The following is an 18,441-nucleotide window of genomic DNA, read 5'->3' as shown; positions in this document are numbered from 1 at the left end:
TTCTGCTTTATTCCTTGAAGGAGACCGTCTTCATATCGGCATCCGGTGCCGTCTTGGTGCGGCGCAGAATCAGGCGGTTGAGCGCACCGACATACGCCTTGACCGAGGCCAGAATGGTGTCGGTATCCGCCGCCGAACCGGTCACGATACGGCCATCCTCTTCCAGACGCACCATCACGGTGGCCTGCGCATCAGTGCCATCGGTCACGGCCTGCACCTGATAGAGCTTCAGGCGCGCGCCATGCGGGAAGATCTGTTTGACCGCATTGAAGCAGGCATCAACGGGGCCGTCGCCCTCGCAGGTGGCCTTTTTCTCCTCGCCCGCAACGGTCATCACCAGATCGGCTTCCTGACCGTCCGAGCCGCAGACCACGCGCAGTTTCTTCACCTGCAGATGGTCCTCGCCGGTATTGACGACGCTATCGGTCATCAGCGCGAGGATGTCCTCGTCATAGACCTCTTTCTTGCGGTCGGCCAAAGCCTTGAAGCGTACGAATACGTCCTGCAGCTGGTTATCGGCCAGATCGTATCCCAGTTCCTTCAGCTTCGAGCGCAGCGCGGCACGGCCCGAATGCTTGCCCATCGCGATATTGGTCTCGGTGATGCCGATATCGGCGGGCTTCATGATCTCGAAGGTCTCGACGTTTTTCAATACGCCGTCCTGGTGGATGCCCGATTCATGCAGGAACGCGTTCTTGCCGACGATCGCCTTGTTGAACTGCACCGCAAAGCCCGACACTTGGGACACGCGACGCGAGAGGTTCATGATCTTGGTCGTGTCGATCTTGGTCTCGTAGGGCATCAAATCTTTACGGACGCGCAGGGCCATGACGACCTCTTCGAGCGCGGTATTGCCCGCACGCTCGCCCAAGCCGTTGATCGTGCACTCGATCTGGCGCGCACCTGCCGAAACCGCCGCCAGGCTGTTGGCGGTCGCCATGCCGAGGTCATTGTGGCAATGGGTGGCAAAGATCACATCCGAGGCACCCGGAACCTTCTCCAACAGCATACGGATGATGTCGGCCGATTCGTCGGGCAGGGTGTAGCCTACGGTGTCGGGGATGTTGATTGTGGTGGCGCCGGCCTTGATCGCGGTTTCGACCACGCGGCAGAGATAGTCACGCTCGGTGCGGATCGCATCCATTGCCGACCATTGCACATCCTCGCACAGGTTGCGGGCATGGGTGACGGTCTCGAAGATGCGCTCGACCATTTCGTCCTGATTGAGCTTGGTGATCTCGCGGTGGCTGGGCGAGGTGCCGATGAAGGTATGGATGCGCGGGCGGGCGGCGTGTTTCACGGCCTCCCAGCAGCGGTCGATATCCTTGAAATTGGCGCGGCTCAGGCCGCAGATCACCGAATTCTTCGAGTTTTTGGCAATATCGCTGACAGCAGCGAAATCGCCTTCGGAGGCGATCGGGAATCCTGCTTCGATAATATCCACGCCCATTTCATCGAGCAGCCCTGCGATCTCGAGCTTCTCGTTATGGCTCATCGTCGCACCCGGCGATTGCTCGCCATCACGCAAGGTGGTGTCAAAAATCAGAACTTGGGAATTATCGGTCATGTTCGCAGCCATGGTTGTCTCCTCGTAATCGGCTCTTAACGCGTCTGAACCCCGATGGCCAGCAAACCGCTTGGGCATCGGGTGGCTTGGGCGCTGGCTACCTCCGAGCGGTCGCGCCCAAGGGCACGCTCAGAGGCGCGTAAGAAGAAGGAGAAGGCCGCGCAGCGCACCGCCACCAGCCGTCAGGCCACGCCCTTGGGCGGCCAGCGAGGTGGGGTTATGTGCGGTGCGTGTCATCATGGGCTGGACTATAGGGGCAGATTCTACGATGAAAAGCCCAAAATGGCCGGACCGGTCCTTTTTTTGGGGTTGAAATCATGCTGCGGCGCGGCAATTTCAGGAAGGGAGCTTAGGGAGGCACTTATGCGTGCACTGATCATTGGCGATACCGGCGGTATTGGCGGCGCCTTGCGCGACCGTCTGGAACAGGGCGAACACGAGGTCATCGGGCTTTCGCGCGCGCGGGACGGGTTCGATATTTCCCAAGAGGCCAAGATCGAGGCGGTGATGTCGGGTCTCGACGGCACATTCGATCTGGTCTTTATTGCCTCCGGTATTCTCGGCACGCCCGAGAAGTCGCTCTCGGCACTGAAGGCCGAGGATATCATGCGCCAGTTCGCGGTAAATGCGATGGGGCCCGCGCTGGTGATCAAGCATGTGCGCAGGCTTCTGCCGCGCGACAGGCGAGCCACGCTGGCCGTGCTGTCGGCGCGGGTGGGATCGATTGGTGATAACCACCTGGGGGGCTGGTATTCCTATCGGGCTTCCAAGGCCGCGCTGAACCAACTCGTGCATACCTCGGCCATCGAATTGCGGCGCAAATTCCCGCAGCTTGTAGTGGCTGCCCTCCATCCGGGGACTGTGGCTACGGCCTTCACCAGCAATTACACCGCCGATAAGGTTTCTCCCGAAGAGGCGGCCGAACGGCTGTTGACCGTGGTTCAGGGTTTGACGCCGGAACAAAGCGGTGGTTTCTGGGATTATTCCGGCAGACCAGTGGAGTGGTGACTATATGAAGACGGCGATCGTAACGGGGGCGGCCTCGGGGATCGGGCGGGCGATTGCGCTGCGTCTGGTCAAAGAGGGCTGGCAGGTTGCGGCGCTCGATATCGACGAGGAGGCGCTTGCGACCCTGCCGCACGAGATGGCGCTATGGGATTTTGTCTGCGATCTGGGCGATGAGGCCTCGGTCAAGTCGGCGGTGGAGCAGGCGGGTTTCGACCGGCTGGATCTGCTGGTCAATAACGGCGGCCCCGCCGACCCGTTCTCCGGCCCGATCGAGACCATGACGCTCGCCGATTGGGATCATTGGCTGGAGCCCCATCTGACCGGCACCTTTTTGATGGTGCGTGAATGTGCACCCGCTCTGAAGGCGGCCAGGGGTGCTGTGGTGAATATGGCCTCCACCCGCGCCTTCCAGTCGCAGCCGCAGACCTATGGCTATGCCGCGGCCAAAGGGGGCGTGGTGGCACTGACCCATGCGCTGGCGGTGGGGATGGGGCCCGATGTGCGGGTCAATGCCATCGCTCCGGGCTGGATCGATACGGTGGGCGAGCCGCTCAGCCCGCGTGATCATATGCAGCATCCCGTGGGGCGTGTGGGCCTACCCGAGGATATTGCCGATGCGGTGATGTATCTGGCGGGGGCGGGGTTTGTGACGGGGCAAGTATTGCCCGTCGATGGCGGCATGACACGGCGGATGATCTATGGCGAATAAACGACGCCTCGTTCTGGTGCTGGGCGACCAGCTGACGGCCGAGGGTGCCGCCCTGCGCGCCGCCGACAAGACCCGCGATGTGGTCATGATGGCCGAGGTCCGCGCAGAGACCGATTATGTGGGCCATCACAAGCAGAAGATCGCGCTGGTCTTTGCCGCGATGCGGGCTTTTGCCGAGGGCTTGCGGGCCGATGGCTGGACCGTGGCCTATACGCGGTTCGGCGAGACGGGAAATAGTGGCTCGATCACCGGCGAAATCCTGCGCCGCGCCGAGGAACATAGGGCGGCTTCGGCTGTGACGATTGCACCGGGCGAGTGGCGGCTGCGGCAGGCATTGGAGGATTGCCCGATCCCCGTGGTGCAATTGCCCGATGACCGCTTCCTGTGCTCGGAGGCAGAGTTTGCCGAATGGGCCAAGGGCCGTAAATCGCTCAGGATGGAGTATTTCTACCGTGAGATGCGCCGCAAAACGGGGCTCTTGATGGCAGGAGATGATCCAGAGGGTGGGCAGTGGAATTACGACGCCGAGAACCGTAAGCCCGCGCAGGCCGACCTATTCCGTGTGAACGCGCCGCGCTTTGCGCCGGATGGCACCACGCGCGAGGTGCTGGATCTGGTGGCGCGGGAGTTTGCCGATAACTTCGGCGGGCTCGAAGGGTTCAATTGGGCAGTGGACCGCAACGGGGCCCAAAAGGCGCTCGCTCATTTCATCGCGCATAATCTGGCGGATTTCGGCACCTATCAGGATGCGATGCTGGAAGACGATCCGCTTCTCTATCACTCGCTCCTCTCGCCCTATCTCAATCTTGGCCTGCTGGGGCCTTTGGAGGTGTGTCAGGCGGCAGCCCGCGCCTATGCGGCGGGCAAGGTGCCGCTCAATTCTGCGGAAGGCTTTATCCGGCAGATCATCGGCTGGCGCGAATATGTGCGCGGCATCTATTTCCATGAGGGGCCGGACTATACCGCGCGCAACCATCTGGATCAGCACCGCAAACTGCCTTGGGCCTATTGGGGCGGCAAGACAGAGATGAACTGTCTGCGCCACGCCGTGGCCCAGACCCGCGATCTGGCCTATGCCCACCATATCCAGCGTCTGATGATCACCGGCAATTTCGCGCTTCTGGCGGGGGTGGATCCCGCGCAGGTGCAGGAGTGGTATCTGGCGGTCTATATCGATGCGTTCGAATGGGTCGAGGCGCCCAACACGGCGGGCATGAGCCAGTTTGCCGATGGCGGCGTGATCGCCTCCAAACCCTATGTCTCCTCGGGCGCCTATATCGACCGGATGTCGGATTATTGCGGGTCTTGCGCCTATTCGGTGAAGAAGAAAATGGGTGAGGGGGCCTGCCCGTTCAATCTGCTCTATTGGCACTTTCTCGACCGCAACCGCGATAAATTCGCGGGGAATCCGCGTATGGCTGTCATTTATCGGTCATGGGACAAGAGAAAACCCGAGGACCGGAAGATGATCCTCGGGCAGGCCGAAACGATGCTCAACAAGATCGCGCAGGACGCGTTTTAATCGAGGCCCGTTCTTAATCGAGACCGGCGATGATCGCGCGGAGCGTCTCGATGCCAACGCCCTTGTCCGACGAGGTCAGGATGATCTCCGGATGCGCGGCTGCGTGTTTGGCCAGAGCCCCCGAGACCTGCTTGAAGAGCGCCTCGTGATCCTTGGCATTGATCTTGTCGGCCTTGGTCAGCACCACCTGGAACGTGACGGCGGATTTATCCAGAAGCGTCAGGATCTCCTCATCCACGGCCTTCACGCCGTGGCGCGAATCGATCAACACAAAGACGCGGCGCAGGGTCGGGCGGCCCGCCAGATAGGCGCGCAGCAACTCTTGCCATTTCTTCACGATCGGCACGGGCGCTTGGGCAAACCCATAGCCCGGAAGGTCGACCAGATAGGGGCCGTCCTGCGTGGTGAAGAAGTTGATCTCCTGCGTCCGGCCTGGGGTATTGGAGGCGCGTGCAAGGTTCTTGCGGCCCGTTAAGGCGTTGATCAGGGATGATTTCCCGACATTCGAGCGGCCCGCAAAACAGACTTCGATCCGGTCGGCAGGCGGCATGCCCGACATCGCCACAACGCCTTTGAGAAACTCGACAGGAGCCGCGAACATCAACCGGCCACGTTCGGCGGCGAATTGCTCGGGGGCGGGGGCTTCCTTGAATTGGATTTGCATCAGATCACCTCGATTTTGCTGCCGGTCGCGATTTGGCCGGGTTTCGTGACGCGCACGAAAATCCCGAAATTTGTATGCCCATAGCGGTCTTTCAGCAGTTTGAGAAGGTCTTGATCACGCGCACCGGTTTCGGGGTTGCCGTCGGTGGCGCGGCAGCGACCTACGGGTTCGACCACTTCCAGCTCCGCCTCGCCCAGACGCAGGCGCTTCTCGACCAGCTCCTGCTCGGCCATGGCACCCCAACCCGAGACCCAGAGATTGGCACGGAACCGGCGCATGTCGAGGGTGGTGCCCGCCGCCTGCGACAGATCGCCCAGCGAGCCGGTGCCGATCAGCGACAGGACCGGCGTTTTCTGGTCGGTCAGGGGTTGATCGATTGCCGCGACCAGTCCGGTGGGGCGGGGACGATGCGCGGGCCAGAGATCGTCAAGCCATGCCAGAAACCGCGCGTGGTCCTCGGCGTTTTGCGGTGAGAAAACCAGTGGATCTTTCGTAGGATGCGAGAGGCAGAATGCCTCGCCGCGCGTCTCGAGCGTGACAGCCATCAGGGCAGGGGCGGAGACGCCCACCACGAAATTGAGTTTTTGAGCCCAATCGGCGCGGCCCTCGCGGAGTTCGATCTTGGAGCGCTCGTGCAGCACGGCCCAGACCCTGTCCAAAGGCAGAGCGCGCCCCTCTGTGAGGGACGCGCTGTTGATGGCTTCCGCCCCGATCGCTTTGATCGGATGGCGGAAGATATGGCTCAGAATGCCGGTCATTTGGCCTTTCCGTCGGCTTTCTTCTTCCCGAAGCTCGACTTGATGTTGCCAAAGATGTCCGGGCGTTTCCCGTGCATCGACATGATCGTATATTGCTGGATGAAGGTGATCGTGTTGTTCGCGATCCAGTAGAGCACGAGGCCCGACGCGAAGCTACCCAGCATGAACATGAAGATCCACGGCATCCATGCGAAGATCATCGCCTGGCTCTTGTCGGCGGGGGCGGGGTTCAGCTTCTGCTGGAACCACATCGACACGCCCAAGAGGATCGGCAGGATGCCGAGGCTGAGGATGAACAAGAAGCTGCCCGGTTCCGGCGTGCCCCATGGCAGCAGGCCGAAGAGGTTCAGGATCGAGGTCGGATCGGGAGCCGAAAGGTCATGGATCCAGCCGAACCACGGCGCGTGATACAGCTCGATCGTGACATAGATCACCTTGTAGAGCGAGAAGAAGATCGGGATCTGCAGCAGGATCGGCAGACAGCCCGCGGCGGGGTTGACCTTGTTCTTCTTGTAAAGCTCCATCATGCCCTGTTGCAGCTTCTGGCGGTCGTCGCCTGCGCGCTCCTTGAGGGCTTCCATTTCGGGCTGCAATTCCTTCATCTTCGCCATGGAGATGTAGGATTTGCGCGCCAGCGGGAACACGATCAGCTTGATAATGCAGGTCAGCGCGATGATTGCCCAGCCCATATTGCCGATGGCGGCATGCAGCCAGTGCAGGAGCCAGAAGATCGGCTTCGTCAGGAAGTAGAACCAGCCCCAGTCGATGGAATCGACGAATTTGGTGATCCCGAGATTGTCCTGATAGCCTTTGATGACCTCGTATTCCTTTGCACCGGCAAAGAGATAGGTGTCTGCCGACTGGGTTGCCCCTGCAGCCACGGTCATCACGGGCAGGCGGGTCTCGGTCTGGTAGATATCGGAGTTCTCGCCCGAATATTTGACGACCGAGGTGAAGGGGCCGGTTTTCGGCGCCAGCGTGGTCATCCAGTATTTATCGGTGAAACCGGTCCAGCCGCCTTCGGAAACCGAGATCAGCTCGGCCTGACCCTCGCCCGCGCTTTGCTCGAGATCGCCGAATTTCTTGTATTTGATCTCTTCGAGTTTGCCATCGCTCATGCGCACGGCGCCCTCATGCAGGACATAGGTCGCTTTCGACGGCGGCAGGCCGTGACGGGCGATGATGCCATAAGGCGCGAGACGGACCTCGGTGTCTGTGGTGTTCTCGACCGATTGCTGGACGGTGAACATGTAATCGTCATCGACCGAGATCGTGCGGCGGAAAATCAGGCCAGCGCCATTGTCCCAGGTCAGGGTGACGGGGGTGTCGGGGGTTAGCTTGGCGCCTTCAGGGGCGGTCCAGACCGTGCGGGGCCCGGGAACCTGATCGGCCGAATAGCCGCCTGCGGGGGACCACCCATAGACCACATAATAGGGTTTGGCGGCGTTGGGCTCGGTGCCGCTGATCGGCGCGAGCAGCCGCACATCAGGGGAGTCGTCGGCCAGCGTTTCCTTGTATTTCTCGAGAGAGAGGTCGTCGAAACGGCCGCCCATCAGCGAGATGGAGCCTTTCAGATCCGGCGTCTGGACCGGAATGCGGGGAATGTTCGCCAGCTCATCGCTGGTGGCATTCGCTACATTCTTGGCGTCCTGCGTCGCGGTATTCAGCGCATCCGGTGTCGGTGCGATGGTGGGCGCGGTTGCCGAGGCGGCCTGATCCGAGACGGTTTCACCACCCTCCGGATTGGTCGTCTGCTCCGGCGGGAAGAAGACTGTCCAGCCGATCAGCACGAGTGCGGATAATACGGCTGCGATGATGAGGTTCTTATTCTGGTTTTCCATGGGCGATGAGGATCCGTCTGCCTTTCGGGAAGTCGTGTCGGTTCAACAGAAGGGGGGGCAAAAGGTCAAGCCCTTTCCCCCCGTTCCTTCGCTTCCCAATAGGATTCGTGATGATCGCGCCGGTTTTACGACCCTCGGCGGGTATTCAGCCTTGGTGTTTTCTCCAGCTTGGCCATGTGGCGGGCGATCCAGTCATGGGTTTCTTCCAGCGGCATCGGGCTGGCAATACCGCGGCCCTGCACATGGTTGCAGCCCAGCTGCGCAAGCATTGCGTGCTCTCCGATGGAACCTACCCCCTCTGCGATGGTCTGGATGCCCAGCCCCTCGGCAAGCGAGATGATGGCGGCGACAAGGCGCTGTTGTTCGGCATCGTGATCGACATGGGCCACGAAGCTGCGATGGATGCGGATCCGCTCGGCGCAGGCATTACGGACCGAATTGATCGAAGCCGGGCCGCTTCCGAAACCGGCAAGCTCGATCTTACAGCCCATCTTGCGGCAGGCGCTGAGCGTATGGGAGATCATATCATCGCTGAGCTTCGAAACGATCTCCTGTTCGAGCACCAGACGGATCTGGTCCGCAGGAAGCTCGAACCGGTCGAATTCCCATTGCAGGCGCTCGGGCATCTTCGGGTTGGCGAGCAATTCCTCGTTGATGGGCAAGGAGATCACGCCGACCAGTTCTTCCCGCGCATTCCATTCCTTCAGCCCGTTGAAGACCTGGAACATCATGACTTCGTAGAAGCGGGTGCGCAGGTTTGCGGCCATGACTGCGGGCATAATATCGGTTTCACCCAGCACGCCGCGATCACGGTGCAGCCAGCGCGGCATCGCCTGCATACCGGAGATCAGGCCGGTATCGGTGCAGATCTGCGGCTGGAAATAGGCGACGATCTCGCCGTTCTCCAACGCATCGCCCACCTCTGCGGAAAGCGCCGAGCGGATTTCGGCAGAGCGGCGGATTTCGTTGGAAAAGGCGCGGATCGCCGATGTGCCGTTGCGCGAGGCTTCCTCTGCCGCAATCTCGGCGGCGTCCAGAATGCTTTCAGCATCTGGCTTAGGGCTGCGGCTCATTTGGCAGAACCCGATATGGAAGGTGGGCGACAGGGTGCGCCCGCCGATGGAGAGTGGCTCTTCCAGCGTGCTTTGAAGCCGGACGGAAAGCTGGATCATGCTTTCGAGATCGGGATTGGGTGTCGGTTTCAGCATCACCATGAAGCGCGCGCCGCCCAGGCGCGCGATGTAATCCGAATCGCGTAGCACGGAGCGCAGACGCTCCGCCGAGCGACGCATCGTATCATCGAACTCGCGGGTACTGGTATTGGCAGTAAAATTCTGCGGATCGTCGATGGCGATCACGAAACAGCTCGTCAGGCGATTGCTCGTGCGCGCTTCGGCCATGATCTTGTCCATCATCGGTAGGGCCAGTTCGCGTAGCGGTAGCCCCGTTGCCGGATCGAGAGTGGTCATTTCCAGATCATCGGAAGGCAGGACAGGGCGGGTCATCCAGCCCACCGCCAATGCGGTAACGCCGAGGAGGATCATCGCTTCCAGCCCGATCCAGTAGCCCGCCAGAATGATCGCCGGGACAAAGGCGATCATTTCACGACGCATGAGAATCGGGCCCCCTTTCAGGGTGGGTTTTCGATTCTTTTCCTTCGACATCACCATACCTCGTCAAACGGCGCATAAATTAATAGCCGTAGTCTTAGGCGGGTTTTGTCAGTGATCGGTTAATCGTGCTGGCGCAAATCGGGGATGTTATCGTTCAAATTTGAATCACCGCCCGCTTTCAGCGAGAGGCCGGCAAAGTCGAACAATCCCGTATCCAGCAGATGCGAGGGGCGCGCATTCATCAGCGAACGGAACATGACCTGTCTCCGTCCAGGGCGGTTTTTCTCCCATCCATCAAGCATTTGCTTGACCTGCTGGCGTTGAAGCCCGTCTTGGCTGCCGCAGAGATCGCAGGGGATGATCGGATAGTTCATGTCGCGGGAGAACTTCTCGCAATCCTCCTCGGCCACGAAAGCCAGCGGGCGATAGACGAAAAGATCGCCCTCCTCGTTTACCAGCTTCGGCGGCATCGTTGCCAGACGCCCGCCATGGAAGAGATTCATGAAGAATGTCTCGAGGATGTCGTCGCGATGGTGCCCCAGTACAACGGCCGAGCACCCTTCCTCACGCGCGATACGGTAGAGATTGCCACGGCGCAGACGCGAGCAGAGCGCACAATAGGTGCGGCCCTGCGGAACCTTGTCCATCACGACCGAGTAGGTGTCCTGATACTCGATCCGGTGCGGAACCCCCATTTTCTCAAGAAATTCGGGCAGAACGGTGGCCGGAAAACCCGGCTGGCCCTGATCGAGGTTGCAGGCGAGGATCTCGACCGGCAGCAGCCCGCGCCATTGCAGCTCATGCAGGACCGCGAGCAGCGTATAGCTGTCCTTGCCGCCCGAGAGGCACACAAGCCAGCGGGCACCACGCTCGATCATGCCATATTGCTCGATTGCCTCGCGGGTCTGGCGCACGATGCGCTTGCGCAGCTTCTTGAAGGCCGTCGTCGAGGGGGCGTCGGCAAAGAGCGGATGGATCGGGGCGTCGTCATCGTCCAGCATGGTCATGCTCCTTTGCACAATGGCATTTCGCGTCATGGTCGGGGTCGGCGCCCGGAACGGGGTCATAGCCGTGTCCGCCCCACGGGTGGCAGCGCAGGATGCGCCGGACGCCCGTATAGGTGCCTTTGACGGCCCCATGCAGGGCAAGCGCTTCCAGCATATAGGCCGAACAGGTCGGTTGATAGCGGCAGCCATTCCCGACCCACGGGCTGGCGACCAGCCGGTAAGCACGCACGGGCAGGGCGATGATATGGGCCAGAGGGCTCATGTCTTGCCTTTGCCGCGGCGCGGGCCACGGGGAATGTTCGGCTTAGGGCCGCGGGGCTTGGGTGGACGGTAATCCTCGGCATGGACCCGCTCCAAGGCACGGACCAGATCGTCCTGCATCGCCTTGAAATCATGCGTGGCGGTGGCGTCTGCACGCCCGATCAGCACATAATCCCAGCCGGGCTTGCCATGTTGCGGCAGCACAAGCCGCGCGATCTCGCGCAGGCGACGCTTGGCGCGGTTGCGGGCCACCGCATTGCCGACCTTTTTGGAACAGGTAAAGCCTACCCGCACCAGACGCGGCGAGACGTGGTCATCCGAACGTAGCTGTGCCTGCAGGAGCCCTGCCGGCATGCCGGCACGACGCGCGGAGGCCGCACGCAGGAAATCTGCCCGTTTGCGAAGGGTCGCAACGGGTGGCGGGGTGGCGGGATGGCTGGCATCCGCGCATGAAGAAACCGCCGGAGCCGTGCCCGCGTCCTGACCTTGGGGGTCTGTCACGGAAGTCTCCGACGGTGTCATAGGATTAGCCTGTCGCCAGTCGTGACGGCTTATGCCGACAGCGACTTCCGGCCTTTTGCACGGCGTGCATTCAGGACCTTACGGCCACCTTTGGTTGCCATACGGGCGCGGAACCCGTGGCGACGGGCGCGAACGAGGTTCGAGGGCTGGAAAGTGCGTTTCATCGCTTAACTCCGGGTTCTGATACGGTAGGGCAACACGACGCCAAACGGATTCGGCTGCCGCTCATATTCGAGGCCCGGTCTTTAGTCAGGATAAGATCACAAGTCAATTGACCCGGGGCAGTTTTTTGCCGATTGCCCCGAAGTTGATGTCGAATTCACGATAATTCGGGCGGTTGTCTCTTTTGTCTTTTGCCATCACGCCCTATTTATCGCAACAAAGCAACAATATTTGCAGATCCGTCCCGCAGTCATAGTCGCGGAGCCACCCGAGACAGGTAATGAAGATCAACTCGCTTTCCGGCCGTTTCCTTATCCTGACGACGATCTTCGTCGTCCTGGCGGAGCTGTTGATTCTGCTGCCGGGAATCGCGACCTACCGCGAGAACTATCTGCTCACGCGTCTGGAGCGTGCCCAGATCGCCTCTCTCTCGCTGCTTGCCACGGATCAATCGACTATCGATCCCGATCTGGAGAACGAGCTTCTGGCCAATGCAGGCGTCTATAACGTGGTGTTGCGCCGCGATGCGGTGCGTCAGCTGGTGCTGTCCTCGCCGCTCCCCGAGGCGATCTCGGGCACCTATGACATCCGCAATGCCTCGCTCTGGAGCCGGATCCACGACGCGCTCAGGATCCTGATCGACCCGGAGAACCATATCATCCGCGTGGTGGGGGAACCGGTGCAGAGAGGCGGGCAGGTGATCGAGATCACGCTCGACACGAAACCGATCCGAATCGGGATGATCGAATACGGGCTACGCCTGCTGACCTTGTCCGCGGTGATCTCGGGGATTACGGCCGTGCTTCTCTTCGCCTTGGTGCAGCGCCTGATGGTGACCCCGATCAAGAGGCTGGTGGCGCATATGTCCTCCTATTCGGAGGCGCCCGAGGATAACCGCCGTATCATCGCGCCCAATGCCCGTATTCAGGAGCTGCGTGTGGCCGAGGATGCCCTGGCCGATATGCAGACCCAGTTAACGGCGGCCCTGCGCCAGAAGGAGCGTCTGGCGCAGCTGGGGCAGGCGGTGGCCAAGATCAGCCACGACCTGCGCAATATCCTGACCACGGCGCAACTCTTTGCGGACCGGATGGAGTTCTCCGAGGATCCGGTGGTAAAGCGCGCCGCCCCCAAGCTGATCAATTCGATCGGGCGGGCGGTCAATCTGTGCGAGACGACACTGGCCTTCGGCAAGGCCGAGGAGCCGCCGCCCTCGCTTTCGCGTTTCATGCTGGCGCCGCTGGTGGCCGAGGTGGTCGAGAGCGAGCAATCGCTCGAGGGGGCGGGACTTGTCGATTTCATCGTTGATATCGCGCCGAATCTTACCATCCGTGCCGACCGCGAGCAGCTTTATCGCGTGATCTCCAACCTCGTACGCAATGCGCGTCAGGCGCTGGAAGCCACGGGCGAGCATGGCACGATCGAGGTGGGCGCGGGCGAGACGCGCGATGATTGGTGGATCCGCGTTCAGGATACCGGTCCGGGCCTTCCCGCCAAAACGCGCGAACATCTGTTCCAGCCTTTCACGGGAGGCTCGCGCAAGGGCGGCACGGGGCTGGGGTTGGCGATCTCGGCCGAGCTGATCCGAGGCCATGGTGGCCGGCTGGAGCTGAACCGGAGCGACGAGACGGGTACGCAGTTCATGCTCTATCTGCCGCAGGAGCTGTCGATGCAGCCTGTCTGAGAAGCGCATTTCCCGAGAAATGCGGTCTTGTGAAAAAACTTTCATTTTTCCTCTTGCGCCCCCCCGACTTACCCAATAGATAGCCCCCCACGACGGACCCGTAGCTCAGCTGGATAGAGCACTTGACTACGAATCAAGGGGCCGGGCGTTCGAATCGCTCCGGGTCCGCCACTGCCTCTGGCTTTGCCAGAAACGACATAGCCTGATTACTCAGGTGCAGATATTGCGGACCCGTAGCTCAGCTGGATAGAGCACTTGACTACGAATCAAGGGGCCGGGCGTTCGAATCGCTCCGGGTCCGCCACTGCCTCTGGCTTTGCCAGAAACGACATAGCCTGATTACTCAGGTGCAGATATTGCGGACCCGTAGCTCAGCTGGATAGAGCACTTGACTACGAATCAAGGGGCCGGGCGTTCGAATCGCTCCGGGTCCGCCATTTCTGAAACTGTCGAATGTCAGACGAAACTGGCTTTTCTTTCACATAGATGTCCACGAATATGATCTTGGCGCATGTTTGGCATGTTGGTCGATTGATCGGGTTGGCCTAGGATCAGGGCGCAGCCAATGCCCAATCCCGAAAGCCTCGCGTGGCAAAAAGTCGACCTGTAGATCCCGATGCCCATTTCGCGCCGCTGCCGCTGACCGTGCAGCACGAACGCTCTTAGCCCGCCTCGTCTCTGCTAACGCGGTTGGCCGCGCGCAATGGTGCACCCTCTGTCTACCAGTTCTGCGCCGACCTGGCCTTTCCTGTCGATCCGCTTTTCCGTGGCGAGCCTCTGGCAATCGCCCAGCTTGCGCAGCTCGCAGGTTGTGACGCGGCTGCGCTGGCGCGGGTCTCCATCCGCCATCTTGGCCATAGCCGCTTCCGCCTGCGCGACGAGATCGCGACGACGCATAGCCTGCAGCGCACGCGCATACGCATCTGCCCTGTATGCCTGCGCCGAGAGGTGCCGTCGGCGGAGGAGGCATGGCGGATGCCCCGCAGGCTGCAGTGGAAGTTTACCTCGGTACGAAGCTGTGTCGATCATGGTTGTCTGCTGGTGACATTGCCGCCCGAGAAATTCACGAAAGACGGACGGGATTTTACGGCGCAAGTTCGTAAGCATTTTGGCTGGGTGTTGTCGCAAGGCATTGTTCCCGCAGAGACGGGCTCATTCGAGCACTATCTTTCGCAACGTATTCTCAACGGGCGGGGCGATGCGTGGCTCGACGGGTTCGAGCTCAATATCGCAGCGCGCCTCTGTGAGGTCCTTGGTCTGCTGTTAGAGAAGGGGCCAGAGGCGTCATTGAGCGGCCATAACGAGCAAGATTGGGCAAGGTATGGAGAAGCAGGCTTTCAGGTGCTCAAAGGGGGCGAGCTGGCCTTCTTGGGCTGCCTGCAGGAGCTGGCCGAGCAACATGCCGAGAAGCGCTTCTTCGGGCGGATTTACGGGCCTCTGGTGACATGGCTTCAGGGCAGGGGGCTAGGAAATGAAGTCGAGCCGCTACGTGCTTTGATGCGGCGAGAAATCTTTGCTCGTTTCTCGATCCGCAAAGGCGTTCTGGTCTTTGGTGTGCCCTCTGAGGGTATAGCTGCGCGCAATGAGGCGCTTGTTCCGTCAATCCAGGGCTTCTCCCTTAATGAGCAAGAACTGCTTGTCCGCAGGGCGCTGGCATATAGGCAAGAGGATGAAACAGTCGCCACTAAAAGCTTTGTCACCGAGGCTATGCTTGCTGCCTTCAGGCGTGAACTAGGGGAGTGGATCGAGGCTGATGAAGATCGGAGTGAAGTGGATGAGCTGGAATCTATAGCCTATCCGATTGCTGAGGCAGCAAGCTATTTGCGCATAACTGTAAGGACAGCCAGCTACCTTGCGCATGCCGGCTTTCTAAGTCGTGCCCATTGCAATGCTGAGGCTCGTATCGGAGCGCTGCAGGTATCTCGCAAAAGCCTTGAGGCTTTTCGTCAAAGATTCATCTCTCTCGGAGAGCTCGCGAATTCTACGCGAAACCCCGTAGGGGCTTTGTCCGCTCGTTTGCGAAACAAAGGCGTGGCCACGCTACCTATGCCACCTGACCTAAGCCGCATTTATTGGCGCTCCGATTTGACCATATCTGGTTGCTTGGCCGAGTGCGATGCAGGGAACAGTCGCGTCGCCCGTTAGTCGATAGCGAAATAAGTGAGTTTGTAGCTTTCGGCCCATTGCCGCCGTTCGCATCCTATTGCTTGAACGTCCGCTATCTAACTAGCTCTTAAAACGACAGGCCGATCACGATATGAAGCTTGCGCTTAGCTCAGCATTAGCGCCAGCAGATATTGCGCGATGGCGAAGACTACATGGGCTACGAGAACATAGGCGATCATGCCTGCGGTGTTGGGAAGTTTGCGCGCGAAGACACCACCGCCCATGCCCGGCATCAGGATCACAAGACCTGCAAGGGTGCTGATGACAATGCCAATCCAGAAGAACGGCCCGAATGTCGGCGCTGCAATAAAGTCAGTCCCCCAGACCAGTGGAATAACCAGCGCATATCCCAGACCGATCAGATAGTGGAAGATCCAGCCGGTTGCGGCCTCGGAGGCGGTGAACGGGCGGGTATCGGATCCGTCAAAGACGAGGCGTCCTGCGGGAAGCCCCTGTATCCAACGCCCGACGGAGGGCCAATGCGTACCGGGCATCCAGCCAATCTTGCCAGTGAACACACCCCACAGGTCCAAGGCAATTGTCGACCCGATGCCCACAACGAGCGTAAACAGAACTATATCGGTAAACATGACTCACTCCTCCATCTTTGCAGAAGACGTAGCGCCAAGTGGAGCAGCTGATAAATTCTTTATTACCTGCCAGATTGATAGCGATTTAAGATTAATAAAGTTGGAGGAGCTGATCCAGCTTGCCATTACGCTCAAGCGCCATCAGTTCCGAGCACCCGCCGATATGGATGTCGCCGATAAAGATCTGGGGCACTGTATGTGCGCCGCCCGCGCGTGCGATCATCTTCTGGCGCTTCTCCCGCGACACCGCATCGATTTCCCTAAAAGCGACCTTCTTGCTTTTCAGGATCGATTTCGCCCGCGAGCAGTAGCCGCAGAATGGGGTGGTATAGATTTCGACTTTTGCCATTACTCATTCCTTTGCTCGGCCCTTTGATCGGCCCTTTTACAGAGTGTGGGGGCCAAAGCCCCCACATGCTTTCAGGCATCCGCGGCAGCGGTAATCTCCGGCGTGACTTCGATTATCACACCCGCCTTCTTGGCCAGATTGCCGACGACACAGACCTTGTCTGCGGTCGCGACAGCCGCTTCGGCCGCCGAGAAATCCTCGGCCGTGGCATTCGCTTCCATCACCAGCTTGGCACGGTGATGGATCGAGAATTCCTTATCGGTCGCCACGGCAAAGGTCTCGACGTCGATGGACTTCACCGGCACCTTCTTGTTTTCGGTGATCGCGCGCAGGGTCGCGGTGAAACAGGCCAGCGTCGAGGCGGTGAAGAGCGATTTCGGGTCCGCACCCGCGCCCGAGCCACCTAGATCTGTCGGGATGCCGATGCCGACATTCCAGCCTTCACCTTCGATCTTGCCTTCGCCTTTGAACCCGCCGGTCCAGCTCGAGGTCATTTTTATATCGGACATGTTAGTTCCTTTCTGGGAAATTCGGGGATCAGGAGGCCGCCTTGACGACCTGCGTGTAGCGGTCCTTCGGGTTCAGCCCGACAACCATATCGACCGGCTGGCCGTCTTTCATGACCACCACGGTCGGCACCGAACGGATGCCGAAAGTGCCAGCGATCTCGGGCGCTTTGTCGATATCGACCTCGGCAAAGCCTGCGCTGTCCTTCATTTCGGTGGCGACCTCGTTGAAGACCGGCTCGAGCGCGATACAGGGGCGGCACCAAGTGGCCCAGAAGCGCAGCACTTTCACACGGCCGGGGCTATCCATGAATTCGGAGAAATTCGCGACATTCAGGCTGGTTACATCATTGGACATAGTCGTTTCCTTTCGGGTTTGGGTCAGGCTGTTTCGGGCACGCTCAAGGGCAGACCGGCCAGATAGCGGTCGGCTTCCAGTGCCGCCATGCAGCCCTGACCGGCAGCCGTCACGGCCTGCCGGAACTGGTCATCGGTGACATCGCCTGCGGCGAAGACACCGGGGATATTGGTGGCGGTGCTATCGGGGGCGGTTTTCAGATAACCGCCAGGCTTAAGATCCAGCTGACCGGCAAACAGTTCGGTCGCGGGGCTATGGCCGATGGCCACGAAGACACCGTCGGTAGCAAGGCATTGCAGGCTGCCATCGCGCGTGTCGCGCAGGGTGACGCCGGTCACAACCTTCGGCATTTCGGTGCCGGTGATCTCGGCAATCTCGCTATGCCATTGCACCTCGATCTTGGGATGGGCAAAGAGGCGGTCTTGCAGCACCTTCTCGGCGCGCAGGCTGTCGCGGCGGTGGATCAGCGTCACATGATCGGCGATATTGGCCAGAAACAGCGCCTCCTCGACGGCCGTATTGCCGCCCCCCACCACGACCACGCGGCGGCCACGATAGAAGAAGCCGTCACAGGTCGCACAGGCCGAGACCCCTCCGCCCTGATAGGCTGCCTCCGACGGCAATCCCAGCCAGCGTGCCTTGGCACCTGTCGCGATCACCAGCGCATCGCTGGTATAGGTCGTTCCGGCATCGCCGGTAAGCCGGATGCCATCCTGAAGCTGGGCTTCGGTGATCATATCGGTCACGATCTCGGTGCCCATGGCCTTGGCCTGATCGCGCATCTGCTCAACCAGCCACGGCCCTTGAACCGGATCGGCAAAGCCCGGATAATTCTCGACATCGGTCGTGATGGTCAGCTGACCGCCCTGTTCCAGGCCGGTCAGCAGAAGCGGCTCCAGCCCCGCGCGTGCAGCATAGATCGCTGCCGTATAGCCGGCAGGGCCCGAGCCCAGAATGATAAGTTTGCGGTGCATTGTCATCATGCCCCTTTGCTTGCAATCTTCGATACGCTTCTCATATATGCGTCAGGTAGTGATGTTTAATTTCTGATTGGATATCGCTATATATTCGCTAATTGCATCAATCGGAGGCTGGAATGGAAATCAAGGAACTGCGCTGTTTTCTGCGGGTGGCCGAGACGCTCAATTTCAACCGTG

At 60.2% G+C, this 18,441-nt stretch carries 19 protein-coding genes and 3 tRNA genes; 8 read left to right on the top strand and 14 right to left on the bottom strand.

All coding sequences use genetic code 11. The annotated features are described in order from the left end of the window. Window positions 1–7: 7 nt before the first annotated feature. Window positions 8–1,567: a 2-isopropylmalate synthase gene (locus VSX56_RS16035; protein ID WP_350938647.1), complete on the bottom strand. Its 1,560-nt coding sequence runs from the start codon at window positions 1,565–1,567 to the stop codon at window positions 8–10. A gap of 363 nt (window positions 1,568–1,930) precedes the next feature. On the opposite strand from VSX56_RS16035, the gene VSX56_RS16030 reads away from it, so the two are divergent. The 3 genes from VSX56_RS16030 to VSX56_RS16020 are packed head-to-tail and all read left to right on the top strand — an operon-like array spanning window position 1,931 to window position 4,806. Continuing rightward, window positions 1,931–2,575, top strand: a complete 645-nt coding sequence (locus VSX56_RS16030) for an SDR family NAD(P)-dependent oxidoreductase (RefSeq protein ID WP_339111876.1) — start codon at window positions 1,931–1,933, stop codon at window positions 2,573–2,575. A gap of 4 nt (window positions 2,576–2,579) precedes the next feature. Continuing rightward, the gene (locus VSX56_RS16025; RefSeq protein ID WP_339111877.1) at window positions 2,580–3,284 is read left to right on the top strand and encodes an SDR family oxidoreductase; all 705 of its coding nucleotides are present in this window, start codon (window positions 2,580–2,582) and stop codon (window positions 3,282–3,284) included. Next, complete coding sequence (locus VSX56_RS16020; protein WP_350938585.1) at window positions 3,274–4,806, top strand: cryptochrome/photolyase family protein; 1,533 nt, start codon at window positions 3,274–3,276, stop codon at window positions 4,804–4,806. The genes VSX56_RS16025 and VSX56_RS16020 overlap by 11 nt, the downstream gene beginning before the upstream one ends. Window positions 4,807–4,819: 13 nt before the next feature. Here the strand turns inward: VSX56_RS16020 and yihA are convergent, their stop codons facing one another. From yihA to rpmH, 8 genes are all read right to left on the bottom strand, one after another. Further along, complete coding sequence (gene yihA, locus VSX56_RS16015) at window positions 4,820–5,470, bottom strand: ribosome biogenesis GTP-binding protein YihA/YsxC (RefSeq protein WP_339111879.1); 651 nt, start codon at window positions 5,468–5,470, stop codon at window positions 4,820–4,822. Then, entirely contained in the window at window positions 5,470–6,228 is a 759-nt protein-coding gene (locus VSX56_RS16010; protein ID WP_350938582.1) for an MOSC domain-containing protein, read from the bottom strand. Before VSX56_RS16010 ends, yihA begins: the two co-directional genes overlap by 1 nt. Further along, window positions 6,225–8,069 (bottom strand): membrane protein insertase YidC, encoded by a 1,845-nt coding sequence (gene yidC, locus VSX56_RS16005; protein ID WP_339111881.1) that lies wholly within the window; start codon window positions 8,067–8,069, stop codon window positions 6,225–6,227. Before yidC ends, VSX56_RS16010 begins: the two co-directional genes overlap by 4 nt. A gap of 125 nt (window positions 8,070–8,194) precedes the next feature. Further along, window positions 8,195–9,682, bottom strand: coding sequence for an EAL domain-containing protein (locus tag VSX56_RS16000; protein ID WP_350938580.1), 1,488 nt, complete (start codon window positions 9,680–9,682; stop codon window positions 8,195–8,197). A 119-nt stretch (window positions 9,683–9,801) separates the two neighbouring features. Then, window positions 9,802–10,683, bottom strand: coding sequence for a tRNA 2-thiocytidine(32) synthetase TtcA (ttcA, locus tag VSX56_RS15995; RefSeq protein WP_339111883.1), 882 nt, complete (start codon window positions 10,681–10,683; stop codon window positions 9,802–9,804). Next, entirely contained in the window at window positions 10,670–10,951 is a 282-nt protein-coding gene (gene yidD / locus VSX56_RS15990; protein WP_339111884.1) for a membrane protein insertion efficiency factor YidD, read from the bottom strand. The genes ttcA and yidD overlap by 14 nt, the downstream gene beginning before the upstream one ends. Further along, window positions 10,948–11,451, bottom strand: a complete 504-nt coding sequence (gene rnpA / locus VSX56_RS15985; protein WP_350938577.1) for a ribonuclease P protein component — start codon at window positions 11,449–11,451, stop codon at window positions 10,948–10,950. Before rnpA ends, yidD begins: the two co-directional genes overlap by 4 nt. A gap of 50 nt (window positions 11,452–11,501) precedes the next feature. After that, window positions 11,502–11,636: a 50S ribosomal protein L34 gene (gene rpmH, locus VSX56_RS15980; protein WP_339108028.1), complete on the bottom strand. Its 135-nt coding sequence runs from the start codon at window positions 11,634–11,636 to the stop codon at window positions 11,502–11,504. Window positions 11,637–11,914: 278 nt separating this feature from the next. Between rpmH and VSX56_RS15975 the strand changes: the two genes are divergently transcribed. The 5 genes from VSX56_RS15975 to VSX56_RS15955 all read left to right on the top strand — a co-directional run bounded on the left by VSX56_RS15975 (window position 11,915) and on the right by VSX56_RS15955 (window position 15,460). Beyond that, window positions 11,915–13,315, top strand: a complete 1,401-nt coding sequence (locus VSX56_RS15975; protein WP_339111886.1) for a sensor histidine kinase — start codon at window positions 11,915–11,917, stop codon at window positions 13,313–13,315. A 94-nt stretch (window positions 13,316–13,409) separates the two neighbouring features. Further along, window positions 13,410–13,486 (top strand) — tRNA-Arg (locus tag VSX56_RS15970). 56 nt (window positions 13,487–13,542) lie between these two features. After that, window positions 13,543–13,619, top strand: a tRNA-Arg gene (locus VSX56_RS15965). Between the two features lie 56 nt (window positions 13,620–13,675). Further along, a tRNA-Arg gene (locus VSX56_RS15960) sits at window positions 13,676–13,752 on the top strand. A 241-nt stretch (window positions 13,753–13,993) separates the two neighbouring features. Continuing rightward, on the top strand, window positions 13,994–15,460 hold the full coding sequence (locus VSX56_RS15955) for a TniQ family protein (RefSeq protein ID WP_350938645.1): 1,467 nt from the start codon (window positions 13,994–13,996) through the stop codon (window positions 15,458–15,460). A gap of 125 nt (window positions 15,461–15,585) precedes the next feature. Here VSX56_RS15955 and VSX56_RS15950 read toward each other — a convergent pair whose 3' ends face one another. From VSX56_RS15950 to trxB, 5 genes are all read right to left on the bottom strand, one after another. Then, the gene (locus tag VSX56_RS15950) at window positions 15,586–16,071 is read right to left on the bottom strand and encodes a DUF2938 family protein (RefSeq protein WP_350938574.1); all 486 of its coding nucleotides are present in this window, start codon (window positions 16,069–16,071) and stop codon (window positions 15,586–15,588) included. A 91-nt stretch (window positions 16,072–16,162) separates the two neighbouring features. Further along, window positions 16,163–16,420: a glutaredoxin 3 gene (gene grxC, locus VSX56_RS15945; RefSeq protein ID WP_350938572.1), complete on the bottom strand. Its 258-nt coding sequence runs from the start codon at window positions 16,418–16,420 to the stop codon at window positions 16,163–16,165. A gap of 71 nt (window positions 16,421–16,491) precedes the next feature. Further along, window positions 16,492–16,929 (bottom strand): OsmC family protein, encoded by a 438-nt coding sequence (locus VSX56_RS15940; RefSeq protein ID WP_349295480.1) that lies wholly within the window; start codon window positions 16,927–16,929, stop codon window positions 16,492–16,494. Window positions 16,930–16,957: 28 nt separating this feature from the next. Further along, window positions 16,958–17,284: a thioredoxin family protein gene (locus tag VSX56_RS15935; RefSeq protein WP_350938570.1), complete on the bottom strand. Its 327-nt coding sequence runs from the start codon at window positions 17,282–17,284 to the stop codon at window positions 16,958–16,960. A gap of 23 nt (window positions 17,285–17,307) precedes the next feature. Further along, window positions 17,308–18,267, bottom strand: a complete 960-nt coding sequence (gene trxB, locus VSX56_RS15930) for a thioredoxin-disulfide reductase (RefSeq protein ID WP_350938568.1) — start codon at window positions 18,265–18,267, stop codon at window positions 17,308–17,310. Window positions 18,268–18,441: the final 174 nt, after the last annotated feature.

Origin of the sequence: Thioclava kandeliae (genome assembly GCF_040297545.1) — a bacterium.
GTDB lineage: Bacteria > Pseudomonadota > Alphaproteobacteria > Rhodobacterales > Rhodobacteraceae > Thioclava > Thioclava kandeliae.
This window is presented reverse-complemented; position numbering and strand designations above follow the sequence as displayed.

Coding starts and splice junctions, on each gene's coding strand:
- VSX56_RS16035 (WP_350938647.1), bottom strand. CDS start 1,567: ATGACCGATAATTCCCAAGTTCTGATTTTTGACACCACCTTGCGTGAT.
- VSX56_RS16030 (WP_339111876.1), top strand. CDS start 1,931: ATGCGTGCACTGATCATTGGCGATACCGGCGGTATTGGCGGCGCCTTG.
- VSX56_RS16025 (WP_339111877.1), top strand. CDS start 2,580: ATGAAGACGGCGATCGTAACGGGGGCGGCCTCGGGGATCGGGCGGGCG.
- VSX56_RS16020 (WP_350938585.1), top strand. CDS start 3,274: ATGGCGAATAAACGACGCCTCGTTCTGGTGCTGGGCGACCAGCTGACG.
- yihA (WP_339111879.1), bottom strand. CDS start 5,470: ATGCAAATCCAATTCAAGGAAGCCCCCGCCCCCGAGCAATTCGCCGCC.
- VSX56_RS16010 (WP_350938582.1), bottom strand. CDS start 6,228: ATGACCGGCATTCTGAGCCATATCTTCCGCCATCCGATCAAAGCGATC.
- yidC (WP_339111881.1), bottom strand. CDS start 8,069: ATGGAAAACCAGAATAAGAACCTCATCATCGCAGCCGTATTATCCGCA.
- VSX56_RS16000 (WP_350938580.1), bottom strand. CDS start 9,682: ATGCGTCGTGAAATGATCGCCTTTGTCCCGGCGATCATTCTGGCGGGC.
- ttcA (WP_339111883.1), bottom strand. CDS start 10,683: ATGCTGGACGATGACGACGCCCCGATCCATCCGCTCTTTGCCGACGCC.
- yidD (WP_339111884.1), bottom strand. CDS start 10,951: ATGAGCCCTCTGGCCCATATCATCGCCCTGCCCGTGCGTGCTTACCGG.
- rpmH (WP_339108028.1), bottom strand. CDS start 11,636: ATGAAACGCACTTTCCAGCCCTCGAACCTCGTTCGCGCCCGTCGCCAC.
- VSX56_RS15975 (WP_339111886.1), top strand. CDS start 11,915: ATGAAGATCAACTCGCTTTCCGGCCGTTTCCTTATCCTGACGACGATC.
- VSX56_RS15950 (WP_350938574.1), bottom strand. CDS start 16,071: ATGTTTACCGATATAGTTCTGTTTACGCTCGTTGTGGGCATCGGGTCG.
- grxC (WP_350938572.1), bottom strand. CDS start 16,420: ATGGCAAAAGTCGAAATCTATACCACCCCATTCTGCGGCTACTGCTCG.
- VSX56_RS15940 (WP_349295480.1), bottom strand. CDS start 16,929: ATGTCCGATATAAAAATGACCTCGAGCTGGACCGGCGGGTTCAAAGGC.
- VSX56_RS15935 (WP_350938570.1), bottom strand. CDS start 17,284: ATGTCCAATGATGTAACCAGCCTGAATGTCGCGAATTTCTCCGAATTC.
- trxB (WP_350938568.1), bottom strand. CDS start 18,267: ATGATGACAATGCACCGCAAACTTATCATTCTGGGCTCGGGCCCTGCC.